Source organism: Cohnella panacarvi Gsoil 349 (assembly GCF_000515335.1).
Lineage (GTDB): Bacteria > Bacillota > Bacilli > Paenibacillales > Paenibacillaceae > Cohnella > Cohnella panacarvi.
In genome coordinates this window covers 2,098,977-2,114,714 of record NZ_KI911563.1, presented here as the reverse complement: position 1 = coordinate 2,114,714, position 15,738 = coordinate 2,098,977, and the positions used below count along the sequence as shown (strand labels likewise).

Sequence of the window (15,738 nt, the reverse complement as noted above, 5' to 3'; positions counted from 1 at the left end):
ATTGTTGTCGAGGAACGATTGCGCAAGTCACTTATGGTAAGGTTCGCTAATAAAATCGAGAGGGAGAGAACCATTTTCAACCTATTGATGTTAATTATATTGACATTCAGACCGATTTAATCCTATACTGGTCTCATAACAGAATCTAGAAAACCACGGTGAATCGGCACAACGGCGTGTCGATCGCCTCGGCAACGAAGCCTGTCCCTAAGATGAATCTGAGGGATGGGCTTTTTATGTTTACTCAAGCCTTGCGGTTACGAAAGAGAGGAGAGAACGAAATGAAACGGAAGTTAGTCATGGTCGGGAACGGAATGGCGGGGGTCGCCTTCGTCGAACAATTGCTTAAGCTGAATCCGAACAAGTTCGAGATTACGATTATCGGGGCCGAGCCGCATCCGAACTATAATCGCATTATGTTGTCGTCCGTTCTGGCCGGAGACGCCGAGATGAAGGATATCGTGCTCAACGATTGGGATTGGTACCGGGACAACCATATTATGCTGCATGTCGGGCATACCGTAACGCAGATCGATTCGGCGAAGAAGACGGTGCACACGGATCAGGGATTAGCGGTCCCGTACGACGAGCTCGTGCTGGCTACCGGCTCGCTGCCGTTCATGCTTCCATTGCCCGGCGCGGATAAAGAAGGCGTAATCGCCTTCCGCGACATAAAGGATTGCAACACGATGATCGAGACGAGCCGCAAATACAAAAAAGCGATCGTCATCGGCGGCGGATTGCTCGGACTGGAAGCCGCTCGCGGATTGCTGAACTTGAACATGGAAGTCAGCGTCGTTCATATTTTCAACTTCTTAATGGAGCGTCAGCTCGATCCTACCGGATCGAAAATGCTGCAAGAGGAGCTTGAGCGACAGGGGATGAAGTTCCTGCTCGAGAAGCATTCGGACACGATTATCGGCAAGAAGCGCGTGACGGGCCTCAGGTTCAAGGACGGCACGCAGGAGGACGCCGATCTGATCGTCATGGCGGTCGGGATCAAACCCAACGTGCAGATTGCCAAGGAAGCGGGAATCGAAGTCAATCGCGGCATCGTCGTGAACGACGTCATGGAAACGAGCGTGCCTAGCATCTACTCGCTCGGGGAATGCGCGGAGCATCGCGGCATCGTCTACGGGCTCGTGGCGCCGCTGTACGAGCAAGGAGCCGTCCTTGCCAAGCATCTTGCGGGCGTAGAGACGAAGGGTTACGCGGGCTCGGTTCTCTCGACGAAGCTTAAAGTGTCCGGAGTTCAAGTGTTCTCCGCGGGCAGATTCACCGATGAACCCGGCACGAAGGCGCTTCGGGTGCAGGACGATCTGAGCGGTATCTATAAGAAAGTCGTCTTCGAGGGAGGCAAAGTCGTCGGCGCCGTCTTGTTCGGCGATACGTCGGAAGGCTCGAAGCTGTTCTCGCTCATCCGCAGCGGAGAAGATTACGCCGGACGCGAGCGCGAGGTGTTGTTCGGTAAGGAAGGCGGCGGCGGCTCGTCCAGCACGGCCGATCTGGTCGAGGCGATGAGCGGCGACGAGATCGTGTGCGGATGCAACGGGGTAACGAAAGACACGATCATAGAGGCGATCAAAGACAAAGGCTGCGTGAGCCTTGGCGAGATCAAAGCCTGCACCAAGGCGTCCGGCTCTTGCGGCGGCTGTAAACCGCTCGTCGAGCAAATTTTGGCTTCGACGCTAGGCGAGGACAACGTCAAGAAGGTGAAAGAAGGCATTTGCGGCTGTACGGAGCTAAGCCGCGACGAGGTCGTCGAGTCGATCACGCGGATGAAGCTTAAAACTTCGAAGGAAGTCATGCACGTGCTGGAATGGCGCAATCCCGAAGGTTGTTCGAAATGCCGCCCGGCGCTCAACTACTACCTTGGCATGGTATTCCCGGAAGAGCATGAAGATGAGCTTGAAAGCCGCTTCGTGAACGAACGCAACCATGCGAACATCCAGAAGGACGGCACGTTCTCCGTCGTTCCGAGAATATACGGCGGCGTGACGACCCCGGAGGAGCTCAAACGTATCGCCGACGTAGCCGGCAAATACGACGTGCCTCTGGTCAAGATTACGGGCGGCCAGCGGATCGACTTGCTCGGCGTGAAGAAGGAAGACTTGCCGAACATGTGGAGAGATCTCGACATGCCTTCCGGATACGCCTACGGCAAAGCGCTGCGCACGGTCAAGACGTGCGTCGGCAACACGTTCTGCCGGTTCGGCACGCAGGATTCGATCGGAATGGGCATCGCGATGGAGAAGCGGTTCGAACGGCTCAATACGCCGGCTAAAGTGAAGCTTGCGGTATCCGGCTGTCCGCGCAACTGCGCGGAGGCGACGATCAAAGATCTCGGCGTCGTTGCGATCGACGGAGGATGGGAAATCTATGTCGGCGGCAACGGAGGAACGAAGGTCCGGGCAGCGGATTTGCTGACGAAAGTGAAAACCGAAGACGAAGTGCTCGAGTGGACCGGAGCCTACCTTCAATATTACAGAGAGACGGCCAACTTCGGCGAGCGTACCTCGGAGTGGCTGCAAAGGGTCGGACTCGCGCACATCAAGGAGGCGCTCGCGGACCAAGGCGAAAGGCAAGCTCTCGTCGCCCGCATCGACAAAACGCTCGATCTGATGAAAGACCCTTGGCAACAAATCATCGAGAGCGACGATCTTCGCAAAGCGTTCGATTCGCTGACGGCGAATTCGCCGGACTCCGCATCGGGCGGCGGCCTGAACGCCGTGCAAGGAGCGCTGGCGGAGAAACCGCAAGCGGAATAAATACAAAGAGAGAAACAGAGGAGTGGGGACCATGGCTGACATCCACATCGGACATTTGAGCGATTTCGCGGATCGCCGCGCCCGCACGGTGCAATGGGACGGGACCGAATGGGCAATATTCCTGCTGTCGGACGGCACGTTCCGGGCGATCGAGAATCGTTGCCCGCACAAGGCGGGGAAGCTGTCGGAGGGCATCGTATGCGACCATCACGTCTATTGCCCGCTGCACGATTGGAAAATCGATATGAACGATGGACAGGTGCAAGCCCCCGATACGGGATGCGTGTCTTCGATAGAAGTCATTCATCATGAAGCGACCGGGAAAATATTCCTGCGCACGGAATCCGTCGGTCTGAAGCAAACATCCTAATATCTGCAAAGGGGACATAGGTATGGGGAAACTATCGGGGAGGCACGTTGCGGTAACGGGACCGAGATGCGAAGAAGAGTTCAACCGGATCGTCGATAAGCTCGGCGGCACGCCATGGATTTATCCGGCTCAAGGCACGGTATATTCCAATGGCAATCAGCTTATGTTTCAAATTATGGAGCTCCTATGGCGTCCCGTCGATTGGCTCGTGTTGACGACGGGGATCGGGACGGAGGCGCTTCTGTCGATGGCCGAGAAGCTCGGGATGCGCGAGGAGCTGCTCGCGGTCATGAAGAAATCGCGAATCGCCGCGCGCGGGTATAAGACGGTGAACGCGCTGCGCAAGCTCGGCATCCAACCCGAGATCAAAGCGGACGACGGGACGATGGACGGCGTGTACAAGGAGCTTGCGGAGCACGGACTATCGGGCAAGCGCATCGCGCTTCAGCTATACGGCGACCCTTCGCCGAGAATCTCCGGCAAATTGCGCATGGCCGGAGCGGAATGCATCGAGCTGCTGCCTTACGTGCATGTCATGCCCGACGTCGGGCCGATCGACGAGCTCATCGGCCGGTGTATCGAGGGAACGCTGGACGCCGTCGTATTCACGAGCACGGTCCAGGCGCGGTCCGTCTTTCAGCGGGCTCGCGAGACGAGCAAGGAGCAGCCGTTGCTCGATGCGTTCGGTTCGCGCGTCCTCGGCATCGCCGTCGGCAAAATTACGGCTGAGGCGATGAACGACGAAGGGATGATGCGAGTCGCCTATCCGGAGGAGGAGCGTCTCGGGCCGGCGATTCTGTGCGCCGCCAGCCGTCTGCTGCTAGATCATCCAGCTTGACGCGCCTCCGGGAGAGGCAGGAATCGTTAACGAGAGACGATTGCCTTCCTCCGTCGCTTCGGCCGTCAGCAGTCCGCCTAATCGATCCGCCTGCTCGGCGAGTGCGCGCATGCCGATTCCCCAATCGTCCGCGCGCGTCAGACGTCCATCATCCGCAAGCTTCAACCGCACGGTCTCATCCCGCTGGTCGAAGCTGACGGACAGTCTGAATCGCCGAGCGGGTTTTTTGCTTTTCAGTCCCGTCGCAATGCCTTCTTGCAGCGTCTGGAACAATAAACGTTTCTGCAACGTGCTAAGCTGGCTTGGGAGCGGCCCGAGCTGTCTCTCGAAGTGGCAGCCGGTCGCCTGTTCCGTCTCGCGGATCAATGCGCCGATCGCTCCCGGCAAATCGTAATGTCCGGCGTCCTCCCGAAGCAGGCGCACGGATTGCCGAATGTCCTCGAGTCCTCTGCGCAGGAGCTCTTGAGACGCGGCGAGCTTCTCCTCCGCATGTCCGCGATCCGCGTAGATTAGCTTATTGGCCTCCTCCATATGAACGACGGTATCGCTTAACGTATGGCCGACAGTGTCGTGAATGCTGCCTGTGATGCGATGCCGTTCCTCCATGATCATCGACTCGGCAATCGCTTCCGCATTTTCCCGCATCGAGGCGGCCAGCCGCTCGTTCGCGCGCTGAAGCTGCTCGGTCCTCTCCTGCAGTTCATAGGTGCGCGTCTGCACGATTTGCTCCAGGGATCGATTAAACTCGGTCAGCTGCCTGTTCATCGCCATATATCGGTACATGATTACGCGAATCAGGCAGACGATAAAGGCGAATAACCCTAGGAACAGCAAATCTTTCGGCAGCTGAAGAACCCACGCGGTCGTCTCCTGTACCTGCTCCGGAACCCGATCATAAATGATGAACCTGTAAATATGAATTAAAGTGATTGCCGCAAGGGACGAGAAGCCGGCCATGATCCAGATCGATTCCAGATCTCTCCGCTGGCGATACGCGACCAGGATCGTCCAGTAAGCCGCTATAAAGATGACGATGAAAATAGGCGTAAATACGAGGATCGACCACATGTACAACGTGATGCTCGTCAATGCCCCGATAATCGAGAATGCCGACAACGTTAGCGCCGTATGCCTGAACAACCGGATCGCACGTGCGTTAATGCCGGAGAATACTTGCTCCATGGCTCCGATGAAAGCGAATGTCGCGATCGGCAGGCAGACGTTCTGGAAATAGACGAGAGCGGGAACGTCGATAATCGCCTGCTGCAGATCGTTCTGGACGAGCGCGGCGTACCCGCCGGAAACCGCCAATAGGCTGAAGTAGAGGTAAAGCTGGTTACGTTGCGACTTGTAAAGGCCGAGAGCGATGCAGCCGCTGAAGATGAGCAGGACGCCGATGAGCAGGTTGTCCAAGTCCTCCCGAAGCATGCTTCCGACCAGACCGGACTTGTCGCCGTACGCGGCTTCCAGCCTTAAGACGGACTCATTGCCTAAGCGGACGAGCAGATCGATATATGGCGGCTGCGGCAAAGGAAGCTGTACCATCTTCCATTGACCGACGGGGACGATCCATTCTTTCTTGTTCAGCAAGTAGGAGTAGATCCTGTTGTTGCCGTCGAACGCTCTCAGGCTTCCGATGCCTTTGACCTGCAGGTAAGGATCCTTCGGGTCGCCTTGAGGCAGAGGGACGCGCAGCCAAATGTTAGTCGCGGGCATCTTCTCGTTCGGACGGTTGGGTTGCCAGCCGCTCGAAGGCGCTGCGACTTCGTCGTATGTCGAAGCTTCAGCCCATTGCCAGTCGGAAGGATCAAGTGTCCGTGCCGAGCCGTCTCGCGCTTGTGCGACAGCCAGCATCCAGCTTATGCCGGACACCAGGACGAGCACGATGAGACTCGTTCTGAGCAACGGAAGGTGCGCTCGCCATGTATCGGTTAATCGTCTTTTCATCGGGGGTACTCCTCTCGTTAGCTCAGAGCTCGATTGTCCGCCAATCCGTAAGGCAACGTTAATCGAAGTACGCAGCCCGGCTGACCCGGGGAGATGGACATCGTACCGCCCAGGTTGTCGATCCTCTCCGACATCGCCTTCAATCCGAACCCGTATGCGGAAGGAGCATAAGTTCTCCCGTCGCTCATGAGAAGGAAAGCGAGCTGCGTGCCTTCCACGCGCAGCGAGAAGCGGAAATGCTGGCTTCCGCTATGCTTAAGGCCGTTCGTAATGCCCTCTTGCAGAGCCTGATACAGCACGCGCTTCTGCAGCGTCGTGAGGTTGTCCGGCAACGGATCGATATGGCGTTCGATCGATACTCCCGTCGTCTTCTCCGATTGTTCGATTAGAGCGATCATCGCTTCCTGCAGATCGTACCGGGTCGTATCGTCGCGCATCAGATTGGCGGATTGCCGAATTTGCTCCAGACCGCGAAGGACGAGCTCCCGAGAGGCTTCAAGCTTGTTCTGCGCTAATTGCGGATCACGGGAAAGCAGGCGTTTGGCGGCTTCCAACTGTACGATCGTCGCGGTGAGCGAGTGCCCGATCGTATCGTGGATCGTGCCGGTTAGCCGATGCCGCTCCTCCAGCACCATCGTCGAAGCGTTCGCTTCCGCGGTTTCTTTCATCGAGTGGGCAAGGCGGGCGTTCGCGTCCTGGAGTTCGGACTCCCGTTCCCGAAGCTCGGACGTGCGCCGGGCTACGCTATGCTCCAAAGAAGCGTTGAAAGCTTTCAATTGTTCGTTGAGCGCGCCGAACCGGGAGATGATGACCCGGATGAGGCAGACGAGGAACAGGAACAGACCGACCGACAGAATGTCGAAAGGAAGTTCGCCTAGCAGAGGAACTTTCCTCTTGAGGACGTTGAAGACGGCCGGCGTATACGTGCGAAGCACGTGTACCAGCGCCACGGCCGTTACGATTAAGAAACCTGCGAGCATCCAGATCGATTCCGTGCCTTGGCGGTCTTGATAAGCGGACCAGATCGATTTAAGAACGAATCCGGCCGTGAAGATGAACATCATGAGCAACGGATAGCTGATCAGCCATTCGAACGACGTTCTTGTCATCAGCACGGCGCTCGCCAGCGTAGCGATCGCGAAGCCGAGCACGAGCCATCTCAGCCATCGCAGATGACGGGTGTGGGCTTCGTCGAATACGACGTTCATAATGCTGATGAAACCGAATACGCCGAGCGGGAAAATGCCGAGTTCCATGTAGCTCAGCCAAGGTTGGTCCCACAGCCATTGCAAGAGGTAATTGCGTACTAGAGTCGCGTAGGAACCGCATAAGGACAGCATCGCCAAGTAAAGGTGAAGCCGATCGCGGCGAATGGAGTACAACCCGAGCGCGAAGAAGAAGAAGAACAGGAACAAGCCGCCGATCAAGAAGCAATATAAATCCTTGCGGACGAGATGGATGATGAGATCGCCCTTGTTAATGAGCTGAATGCTGGGTTCGGGGCTGAACCGCCCGTCGTTGCCGATCAGGACGAACGCTTCGGGGGGCAGCGGCGCGGAGAGCGGCGCGAGATTCCAATGGTAATTTAAATTCAAGCGATGGCCGCTTGAAGAAGGGTTATAGGCGTAGAGCAGCTTGTCCCCGTCGTAGACGGACACGGATGCCGCGTTCAATATCCATAGCTCCGGTTCCCTGATATCGGCAGCTTCAAGCGGCAGGCGGAGCCAATAGTCTTGTTCGCTTCCGTACGGGTCGGATCTATCGTCTACGGACTTCCAGCCGGTCTGCGGGGGCGCCGACGACGAAGAGCCTGCCGCGGCCGGTTGCCACTGGACAGGCTTGATGAAGATGCGATCGTTCTGGCGTCCGAGCGAGATCAGTCCCCATGCGATTAAAATCAGAAGGCCAAGCAATATCGCAAGTACGCGCAATAACGGAAAATGATTTCCGAGGCTGCCACGAGCCAATTCCGATTCCTCCCGCCTGCGTTCATTCCGCTGCTTATCATTGTAAAGGGCGCGGGCGGATTGTCACAGTGACTGGCGTCATATGACAGTCATGTCTTTAAGCCAGATAACGGCTTGCGTGCGGTCGTTCGTTCCGATCTTGTCGTAGATAGAACTGATATAGTTTTTGACCGTGCCCTCGCTCATGAATAGCAACTGGGCGATGTCGCGATTGTTGCGTCCTTCGACCATCAACGCGATAATGCTCATTTCCCGGTCGGTGAATTTCACTTCCGTTAATTTGTTTCGCGTGCCCGAGACTTGCGGACGCGAGTGATGGTGAGGAGCAGCCAATCGCGCGGCGAGCTTCACGGCGATGGAAGAGGGCAGCATGATGGAGCCGCTGGCGGCGTCTCGAATCGCCTGCAGGAGCTTGTCCGTAGGAATATCCTTAAGGAGGAAGCCGACGGCTCCGCTGGCTAAGGCATCGATAATATAATCGTCCTCATCGAATGTCGTAAGGACCATGACTTTGGTGTGCGGGGACTGTTCCCGCAATTTCTTCACGGCTTCGATTCCGTTCATGACGGGCATGCGAATGTCCATGAGCACGAGATCGGGGTCATGGACGGCAACGAGCCGGCAGGCTTCCTCGCCGTTCTCGGCGGTCGCGACGACTTCAATGTCGTCCTCGAGCTGAAGAATGGTTTGCAATCCGTCGCGCATGAGTGTCTGATCGTCGGCGATTATGATTTTTAACATGCGGCTTTCCCCTCGATTCATCGTCCTATATATACATGATTATAGTGCATTCGACCGCATTTCACATTAGTGACCTGATCAGTGACGGGTGTCACTGGTCATATGACGAGAGACTTTCGTACGATATAGGCAGAGAGCGGGGACGAGACGATAAGCCCCGAGAATGAAAAAGGAGTGTAACTTATGATCATTATGCATACGAGCCAGTGTCGTCCGGGGATGAAGTTGGGTCGTTCGATCTATACAGAGCAAGGTCATGTATTGGCGGGGAGAGGCTTCGTGCTGACGGAACACGCCATTAATAAACTTCAACAGCTCGGGTTGCCGTACCTGCATATCGAGCAGGAAGGAACGGAGGATATCGTAGCCGATCAAGCGATCCGCGACGAGACGGTTATCGTGCTGCACGGAGCGCTTGTGCACGTGATGGACGAGTTGACGGGCGGAAGACGCGAATCGCTGTCGCCCAACGTCGTCAGATTCTGCTTCGATGCGACGAAGCTGATGATCGACGATCTGCGCACCCGCAGGAATACGCTTTGCCTGCCGGTTCACCTCAGCACGACGTTGGCCGACGGGGAGAAGCAACATTTTCTCGAGCATGCGATGAACGTCAGCGTATGCGCGACTCGCCTTGGGATCGACGAAGGGCTGGACGCGGAAGAGCTGCACGCCCTCGCGATGGGCGCGATGCTGCACGATATCGGCCGCCTCTTGCTGCCGAACGGGCTGCAAGCCCGCGCGTCGACCGGGGATCGCGAGCAATACATGAAGCATGCGGAGTTCGGCTTCCGCTTGCTTAGAGACAGCGGCTTCCCGGTATTGACTGCGCAATGCGCGCTGTTCCACCATGAACGCAACGACGGCAGCGGTTATCCGTTCGGCGTTACGGGCGCCAAGATTCATCCGCTTCACCAGTGGATCAGCATCTTCGATATGTTCGATACGATGGTGAACGGCCGCGATAATGGGAATCCTATGCTTCCGCACGAGGCATTAGAAGTGCTGTACGGCGGTGCGGGCACGTTGTACGACATGGACAAGGTCCGCAGGCTGCGCGACAATCTCGCGCTGTTCCCGCGGGGAACGACGGTTCGCCTCAGCACCGGAGAGATCGGCGTCGTATCCGGCCTGCACGAAGACAGCAAGCAGAGGCCGATCGTGCGCGTCATCCGCACGCCGGACGGCGAGACGCTGTCTACGCCGTACGAAGTCGACCTGAAGCGGCAACTGCATCTCATGATCAGCGGCGTCGGCAACGACAAGGCTACGGCCGGAGCGATGTTCAATCAGGAGGCGCAGACGGAAGGCCGCTCCAATCGCGTGTTCCATCTGGTGTAACCGTAACGGAAACACGGGCTAGGGTTTCGAATGTGTCGATATGCGTAAGGAAAAAAATACCTAGCCCCAAGTTCTTGACTTTTGTCCCTCGAGTCTGTATTCTAATAAAGGATTTGCTGATGTAGCTCAGCTGGTAGAGCAACGCATTCGTAATGCGTAGGTCGGGGGTTCGAATCCCTTCATCAGCACCATAATAAAGCCCATAACGGCGCGGTTTCCGAGGTTTTCGGAGCCGCGCCTTTTTTGTTCTAACGCGTGATCTTCTAACTTTCTTCTAACCTTTAGTCAACTAAAGCGTGTTATATTCGATGTTTGGGTATAGTTCTACTTTATTCGTATCCTAATGATAAACAGGAGATTCCCATAAACTGTCGAATGTAAGATAGAAAACGGCCGTTGTGAGGGGAACTTAAATGAGTAATGCTCTGCGGATATTGAAAGAAAAAAATGAATATCCGATCGTATTCATCGGATCGGGTATTTCGAGAAGGTATTTAAGCGGGTTTCCTGGTTGGAATGAGCTGCTTAAAGAGTTTTGGGATGATTTAAATACCAGTAAAGATTTTTATGGTTTCTTAAATAACCTTAGAAGAGAAATCGAAGAACGTGGGATCATTTCGGAATATGATCTTGATTACCAAACAAATATCGCAGCGGGCTCTGAAATTGAAGTTCTTTATAACGAAAAGTTTTTCCGTGAAGAGACAGTGATTCCTGGATTTGATCAAGAGAAAGCGTACAAAACAAGATGGTCGCCTTTTAAAGTAGCTCTTTCGAACAGATTCTCCTTATATCAAATTAAGCAGGGTATGACTGAAGAGTATAAACTCTTCAAAGCATTCATTAATAAAACGCAAATCGTCATCACCACTAATTATGATACTTTTATTGAAGATTCGGTGAATAGTGATACGAACGGCGGAATGAAAAAATATATTGGTCAAAAAGGATTCTTTGAGCCGACTGTTGGTTGGTCCGAGATATACAAGATCCACGGTTGCGTCGAAGAGCCCTCATCAATCGTAATTTCTAAACCTGATTATGATCGTTTTGAAAAAAATTCAATATTAATAAGTGCAAAAATAATTACGATGCTTATACATTCACCAATAATTTTCCTGGGATATTCTCTAACAGACGGGAACGTTCGAAAAATTATTCGCGATTTTTCATCGTCAATGACACCTGATGAGATAAAAAAGATGGCGTCAAAAATTATCATTGTTGAACGTGAAGAAGGCCAGCGAGACATTGTTGAACAAACATTCTATGATAAGGACCTTGGCTGTGAGTATACAGTGCTTAAAACTGATAATTATGAATTGCTTTGCAGTATTCTGACAGAAATTGATCAAGGCGTTCATCCTGCAGAGGTTCGTAAGTATCAGCATGTAATTAAGAAATTAATTGTAAATCGCGGGAAAAGTGGTAGCTTGAATACGTTACTCCTTTCACCGGAAGGGCTCGAAGATATTGAACGTAGAATTGGTGATGAAAAATTAGTTGTGGCACTAGGTGAAACAACATATATTTTCCAAATGCCGGACCTTTTAACTTATGTTTATGATTACTTCTTTGGTGGGAAGACTATACATACAGAGATCGCTTTAAGATTTATTGCAAGCCAAGCAGCGACATCACGGATTCCGTTTCTTAAGCATGTAGAAGGCGTCGATATAGATAGTACAAGTCTGCATTCGACTGAAAAAGAAAAATTGAAACAACGGATAGAACGTTACGCTTCGCCAGACTCTTGTATCCGTTCAATTTCGGAGACGTACAAAATAAGAGCAAGGACGATCGCTGAGATAGTTGCTCAGGGGCATCAACCATATAAGGAATACGAAATAATTTCTTATAACAGCTTAAGAATAAATACGGAGGAGATTGGACAGTATTTGAAGGGGAAATTAGAGGTGTGCAAAGCAGATGGCCTTAGAAGTTTATTGACGCCATTTCGAAGGTTGTTAATGATTTACGACTTCCTGACAAATAAATAGAGGTTAGCGCCGAACCCACTGGGAGTTGCCACTAACCTCTTTGTTACCACTATTGTTATTGGCTTAATTATAACACCATATTCACGGGCTGACAATAAAATTGTTGCTTGGAGATAACATTAGGTACCAATGCTTGATATACAAAGAAGCCTCGGTGAACGTGCACCAAGGCTTTTTGTTTTTACTTCTTTTGCTTCTTCTCCATCATAAATTTTTCAAACGACGGAGCCATTTTGAACGGCGAATACTCTGCCTGGACATATCCGAGATCACGGTAAAAGTCCCCGGTGCTGATGCGCGATTGCTTTCCTTCCCAATCGATCGTAATGCCACGATATGTCTTTAGGTCGCCACTGTCATAGTCTACGCCGACAATCGGCTCCGCAGTTTTCTCCGACACGTTGGGGAGTTTAGCAGATGTTCCCTTGCTCCCGGTGATGGAAGTCCCGATCGACTTTAGAATTGATTCCTGCAGGTTGGGGATAACGTGCGAATAGGTATTTAGAGTTACTTGTATTGATGAATGACCGAGCCGTTCTTGGACGACTTTAGGATGGACACCGTTTTTAAGCAGGATAGTAGCGTGCGTATGCCGGAGGTCGTGGAAGCGGATCGGCTTGAACTCGACGTATGGCTTGCCGGCTGCCTTCAGCTTCTCCTGCTGATTCATCACCCGTCGGATGATCCTGTAGTAATTACGCATGAGGTTACGCTGATAGATCGGCGTGCCGGTGCTCGTCTGGAAGAGCAGGCCGTGATCGTTGTATCCTTCCTTCGCGCGTTCTTTCTCCTGCTCGGCAAGATGGGTGCGAAGGTATTCGACTGTATCATCGAACAGCGGCACAGGGCGAACGCTTGAGTTATTCTTCGTGTCGTCGATCTCGTAGCCGTCCTCACCCTTCGTATACGCCTGTCTAACGGACATAATGGCCGTATCCAGGAATACGTCGGTACGTGGCATGCCAAGGATCTCAGACTTACGCATGCCGGTGGACGCGGCCAGTTCGAACACTTCAAAGTATTGATCTTCCTTAGCTTCTTCAATGAAGAGCTCGAGCTGCTCTTCGTTCCATACTTCAAACTTCGGCTTCTGCCCCGTGGCAGCTCAACGCCTTCAGCTGGGTTGAGTTTTATTTGTCCTTCGAGTCGTGCTTCATTCAGTGCAGTAACGACAAGAACGTGAAGCTTCTTGATCGACGCAACGGCCAGCGCCGGCAGCAACTTCTTATGGTATTGCTCGTGAAAGTGGTCGCGCTTAAGCTTCGGCAGGATCGTCTTGCCCATATTCGGAATCAAGTGCGATTTGATCAACCAATTATACGAACTCCATGTTGCCGGCCGAACGGACGTTTTCTTCTTTTCCAGCCAGCGAAGCATATAGTCGCTTAGCGGCTCGTCCGACGGTGCGACATACGGCCCCTGTTGTAATGATTGTAATATACCAGGTAACGCCTTCTCCGCATCCCTCTTTAGATCGTTCCCACCAGGTATCCACTTTGGTTTGCTTTTGCCGGTCAACTCGTCCTCGATCCGGACGACGATGTAATAGCGGTTGCCCTTCTTAGCAATGTGACCCTCATGGATATCTCCCTAAAGAATTAGAATGTATGTTCTGTTGTGTGTGAAAAAGAAAAGCCCGCTAAGGCTTATCAAGTTCCCCATAGGCTGGAGATTCTGCACCGGTCATCATTCATAGCCAAGCTTCCATCGCCACTTATCAATCATTACCTCGTTCTTCGCTCTCAGCACCTCATACATCCGCATATACTTCGGATCATTCACCAAATCCCAAGCACTTCGATTAGCGACGCCAGGCTCATTGTTGGCGGCAATTTCTTTACTTGCAACATACTCCCCATAAGCCTCCCAGCTGGCATAACGAGCCTCCTTAGGCGGGTCAGGAAGTTCGAATACCTCAATTGGAGGCCACTGATCGAGCCGAGCCGATTGGATTAAACTGTCGCGTATATTTGGGGTAAGGTTTCGTACTCGGATATTAGCAGCAGTCATGTTTACATCGCACCGTTCAACAATTACGTTTGGAAGCAAGTCAGTGAAACCTTCCTGAATATATACGTCGGCATAAGTAGTCGACTCGCGAACATATTCGCTTCCCGTTCCATGATGGCCGCTGTTCGTTCGTCAATCAGAGTCATATCTGAAGGACTATTCAAATCGAATTGACCGTGAAGGAGGATATGCCCTAGTTCATGGGCACGGGTAAAGTTCTGCCGGCGCCTCATCGTATGTTCGTCATAGTTAGAATCCGAATCGGTTGAGAGGAAAATAACGAATTTCGTGTTGCGCTCCTCAATGATCTTGATCGTATAACCGTCCGGGCCGTCGAGTTCTTTGTACAAGACTGGCCATTTCGCTTACGGATGTACTTGTCGATCATGATCGGAGGTTCTGGGTTGCCTAGTTCCTTCAAGACTGAAGTGACTGCTCGATTAATGGGTCCGTATCGGGGACTCGTCAGTTTCGGTAGCTTCAAGCAATCACTCCTTAGTCCTCGTCGTCCTCAACGTAGGCGGATTTCGCGACTTCGATATGCTTTAAAAACTTGGCGTATGCTTTCGGGGACATTTCTTCCTTGGCGCGCATAATGAATTGAACCTCGGGTCGCTTTCGTTATCAGAGGAGGATTATCGTCATAATGGACAATGAAATATTGACGCTGGCCGCCATTGTGGCGGCTTTTGTCGGGGTAGCAAAGGGTTATGGCATGCCAAATAAGCATAGCGCAGCGGTCGCCCTCGCGGTGGCCGCTGTATTCGTTCTAGCGCCGGAGTCGTGGCAGGTTACTCTTATCAAGATATCAACGATCGGTCTGACAGCTGCCGGCGCGTACAGCTATACCAAAAACCGGGGAGGCGGCAAGGGATGAATCTCGTCTATTACAGCCAAGAAGATCCGCGTTGGCGGAATACGATGTACAGCGTCATCCGCGATCCCAAGCAGACGATCGGGCTCGCTGGATGCGGGCCGACGTCGTTTGCAATGGTGTTCAGCTCGTTGACCGGACGGACGCTGCTGCCGCCAGAAGCAGCGAAGTTCGCGGTCGACCACGGTCATCGAACGGCCGACAGCGGTACGGCATGGAGTCTGTTTGCTGACATTGCCAAGGCTTACGGACTGACGTGTAGACAGGTCTGTAAGCTGGATGATACCAAGAAGGCACTCGCCACCGGAGCGCTCTTGATCGCATCGATGAAGGGCGGCGGACATTTCACCCGTTCCGGCCACTTCATCGTGCTTACCGGAGCTCATGGCGGTCTGATCGACGTAATGGATCCTAACCACGACAACGACAATTACAAGCGGGATGGGTTGATTATTGAGGGCAAGAAGAACGACGGCTTCGTGAGCGCGAAGGAATCTGTATTTGTTAGCGAAGCGCGGTCATATTGGATTTTTACTTATCTATCTGAGGAGGATCAACCTATGACCAAGGAAGAGAAGCAAGCATTCTACGAACTGGCCGCTCGTGTGGTCAAGTTGGAAGAGAAGGTAGACGCTCCGGACTGGTTTGTTAAGGAGTTCGGCAGCGCTGACCTTGGCGGATTGATTCATGAGCCGCAATTTACGGCGGAGGACTGGCGTGTGCTGACGATCGGGCTTCGAGCGAGGAGATAGGGATTACTGACCGAGGGTTTCGGCTCTCGGGTTTAGCTATTTCCCGACATTTTCCTTTTAACCCTCAAGTATAATGTATAAAATTGTAGAATTTCAGTCTGATAGTTCCTCGTTTGAACCTGTATAGTAA

13 protein-coding genes, 1 tRNA gene and 1 pseudogene are annotated in these 15,738 nt (G+C 52.9%); 8 read left to right on the top strand and 7 right to left on the bottom strand.

What is annotated here, in order from left to right; translation table 11 throughout:
• Positions 1–281 precede the first annotated feature (281 nt).
• Genes nirB through COHPA_RS0110105 form a run of 3 tightly spaced genes read left to right on the top strand, consistent with a single transcriptional unit; the run spans position 282 to position 3,976 of the window.
• Positions 282–2,768, top strand: a complete 2,487-nt coding sequence (gene nirB / locus COHPA_RS0110115) for a nitrite reductase large subunit NirB (protein WP_027086060.1) — start codon at positions 282–284, stop codon at positions 2,766–2,768.
• A gap of 31 nt (positions 2,769–2,799) precedes the next feature.
• A complete protein-coding gene (nirD, locus tag COHPA_RS0110110; RefSeq protein WP_027086059.1) occupies positions 2,800–3,138 on the top strand; it encodes a nitrite reductase small subunit NirD in 339 nt (112 codons plus the stop codon).
• A 22-nt stretch (positions 3,139–3,160) separates the two neighbouring features.
• Positions 3,161–3,976: a uroporphyrinogen-III synthase gene (locus tag COHPA_RS0110105; protein WP_027086058.1), complete on the top strand. Its 816-nt coding sequence runs from the start codon at positions 3,161–3,163 to the stop codon at positions 3,974–3,976.
• Here COHPA_RS0110105 and COHPA_RS0110100 read toward each other — a convergent pair.
• The 3 genes from COHPA_RS0110100 to COHPA_RS0110090 all read right to left on the bottom strand — a co-directional run bounded on the left by COHPA_RS0110100 (position 3,959) and on the right by COHPA_RS0110090 (position 8,631).
• Positions 3,959–5,923: a sensor histidine kinase gene (locus tag COHPA_RS0110100; RefSeq protein WP_027086057.1), complete on the bottom strand. Its 1,965-nt coding sequence runs from the start codon at positions 5,921–5,923 to the stop codon at positions 3,959–3,961. The two genes, COHPA_RS0110105 and COHPA_RS0110100, sit on opposite strands and share 18 nt — an antisense overlap.
• Before the next feature lie 17 nt (positions 5,924–5,940).
• Positions 5,941–7,890 (bottom strand): sensor histidine kinase, encoded by a 1,950-nt coding sequence (locus COHPA_RS0110095; RefSeq protein WP_027086056.1) that lies wholly within the window; start codon positions 7,888–7,890, stop codon positions 5,941–5,943.
• A 78-nt stretch (positions 7,891–7,968) separates the two neighbouring features.
• Positions 7,969–8,631 (bottom strand): response regulator transcription factor, encoded by a 663-nt coding sequence (locus COHPA_RS0110090; RefSeq protein ID WP_027086055.1) that lies wholly within the window; start codon positions 8,629–8,631, stop codon positions 7,969–7,971.
• A gap of 183 nt (positions 8,632–8,814) precedes the next feature.
• Between COHPA_RS0110090 and COHPA_RS0110085 the strand changes: the two genes are divergently transcribed.
• The 3 genes from COHPA_RS0110085 (at position 8,815) to COHPA_RS0110075 (ending at position 11,972) form a co-directional block, all read left to right on the top strand.
• On the top strand, positions 8,815–9,972 hold the full coding sequence (locus COHPA_RS0110085; RefSeq protein WP_027086054.1) for an HD-GYP domain-containing protein: 1,158 nt from the start codon (positions 8,815–8,817) through the stop codon (positions 9,970–9,972).
• Between the two features lie 115 nt (positions 9,973–10,087).
• Positions 10,088–10,163 (top strand) — tRNA-Thr (locus COHPA_RS0110080).
• Positions 10,164–10,385: 222 nt separating this feature from the next.
• Positions 10,386–11,972: an SIR2 family protein gene (locus COHPA_RS0110075; RefSeq protein ID WP_027086053.1), complete on the top strand. Its 1,587-nt coding sequence runs from the start codon at positions 10,386–10,388 to the stop codon at positions 11,970–11,972.
• 181 nt (positions 11,973–12,153) lie between these two features.
• Here COHPA_RS0110075 and COHPA_RS26080 read toward each other — a convergent pair whose 3' ends face one another.
• From COHPA_RS26080 to COHPA_RS26455, 4 genes and pseudogenes are all read right to left on the bottom strand, one after another.
• Positions 12,154–12,984 (bottom strand): site-specific integrase, encoded by an 831-nt coding sequence (locus COHPA_RS26080; RefSeq protein WP_027086052.1) that lies wholly within the window; start codon positions 12,982–12,984, stop codon positions 12,154–12,156.
• A 218-nt stretch (positions 12,985–13,202) separates the two neighbouring features.
• A pseudogene (locus tag COHPA_RS26460) lies at positions 13,203–13,349 on the bottom strand (tyrosine-type recombinase/integrase); the annotation flags it as partial.
• 309 nt (positions 13,350–13,658) lie between these two features.
• A complete protein-coding gene (locus COHPA_RS0110065; RefSeq protein WP_027086051.1) occupies positions 13,659–14,021 on the bottom strand; it encodes a hypothetical protein in 363 nt (120 codons plus the stop codon).
• Complete coding sequence (locus tag COHPA_RS26455; protein ID WP_156926747.1) at positions 14,006–14,215, bottom strand: ImmA/IrrE family metallo-endopeptidase; 210 nt, start codon at positions 14,213–14,215, stop codon at positions 14,006–14,008. The genes COHPA_RS0110065 and COHPA_RS26455 overlap by 16 nt, the downstream gene beginning before the upstream one ends.
• 413 nt (positions 14,216–14,628) lie before the next feature.
• On the opposite strand from COHPA_RS26455, the gene COHPA_RS0110050 reads away from it, so the two are divergent.
• Positions 14,629–14,859, top strand: a complete 231-nt coding sequence (locus COHPA_RS0110050) for a hypothetical protein (RefSeq protein WP_027086049.1) — start codon at positions 14,629–14,631, stop codon at positions 14,857–14,859.
• A complete protein-coding gene (locus COHPA_RS24380) occupies positions 14,856–15,608 on the top strand; it encodes a C39 family peptidase (RefSeq protein WP_027086048.1) in 753 nt (250 codons plus the stop codon). Before COHPA_RS0110050 ends, COHPA_RS24380 begins: the two co-directional genes overlap by 4 nt.
• Positions 15,609–15,738 lie beyond the last annotated feature (130 nt).

What these genes read in the sequence shown, in the direction of transcription:
- COHPA_RS0110075 (WP_027086053.1), top strand. Translation starts at nt 10,386, where the DNA reads ATGAGTAATGCTCTGCGGATATTGAAAGAAAAAAATGAATATCCGATC.
- COHPA_RS0110085 (WP_027086054.1), top strand. Translation starts at nt 8,815, where the DNA reads ATGATCATTATGCATACGAGCCAGTGTCGTCCGGGGATGAAGTTGGGT.
- nirD (WP_027086059.1), top strand. Translation starts at nt 2,800, where the DNA reads ATGGCTGACATCCACATCGGACATTTGAGCGATTTCGCGGATCGCCGC.
- nirB (WP_027086060.1), top strand. Translation starts at nt 282, where the DNA reads ATGAAACGGAAGTTAGTCATGGTCGGGAACGGAATGGCGGGGGTCGCC.
- COHPA_RS0110105 (WP_027086058.1), top strand. Translation starts at nt 3,161, where the DNA reads ATGGGGAAACTATCGGGGAGGCACGTTGCGGTAACGGGACCGAGATGC.
- COHPA_RS0110100 (WP_027086057.1), bottom strand. Translation starts at nt 5,923, where the DNA reads ATGAAAAGACGATTAACCGATACATGGCGAGCGCACCTTCCGTTGCTC.
- COHPA_RS0110050 (WP_027086049.1), top strand. Translation starts at nt 14,629, where the DNA reads ATGGACAATGAAATATTGACGCTGGCCGCCATTGTGGCGGCTTTTGTC.
- COHPA_RS0110090 (WP_027086055.1), bottom strand. Translation starts at nt 8,631, where the DNA reads ATGTTAAAAATCATAATCGCCGACGATCAGACACTCATGCGCGACGGA.
- COHPA_RS24380 (WP_027086048.1), top strand. Translation starts at nt 14,856, where the DNA reads ATGAATCTCGTCTATTACAGCCAAGAAGATCCGCGTTGGCGGAATACG.
- COHPA_RS26455 (WP_156926747.1), bottom strand. Translation starts at nt 14,215, where the DNA reads ATGAGGCGCCGGCAGAACTTTACCCGTGCCCATGAACTAGGGCATATC.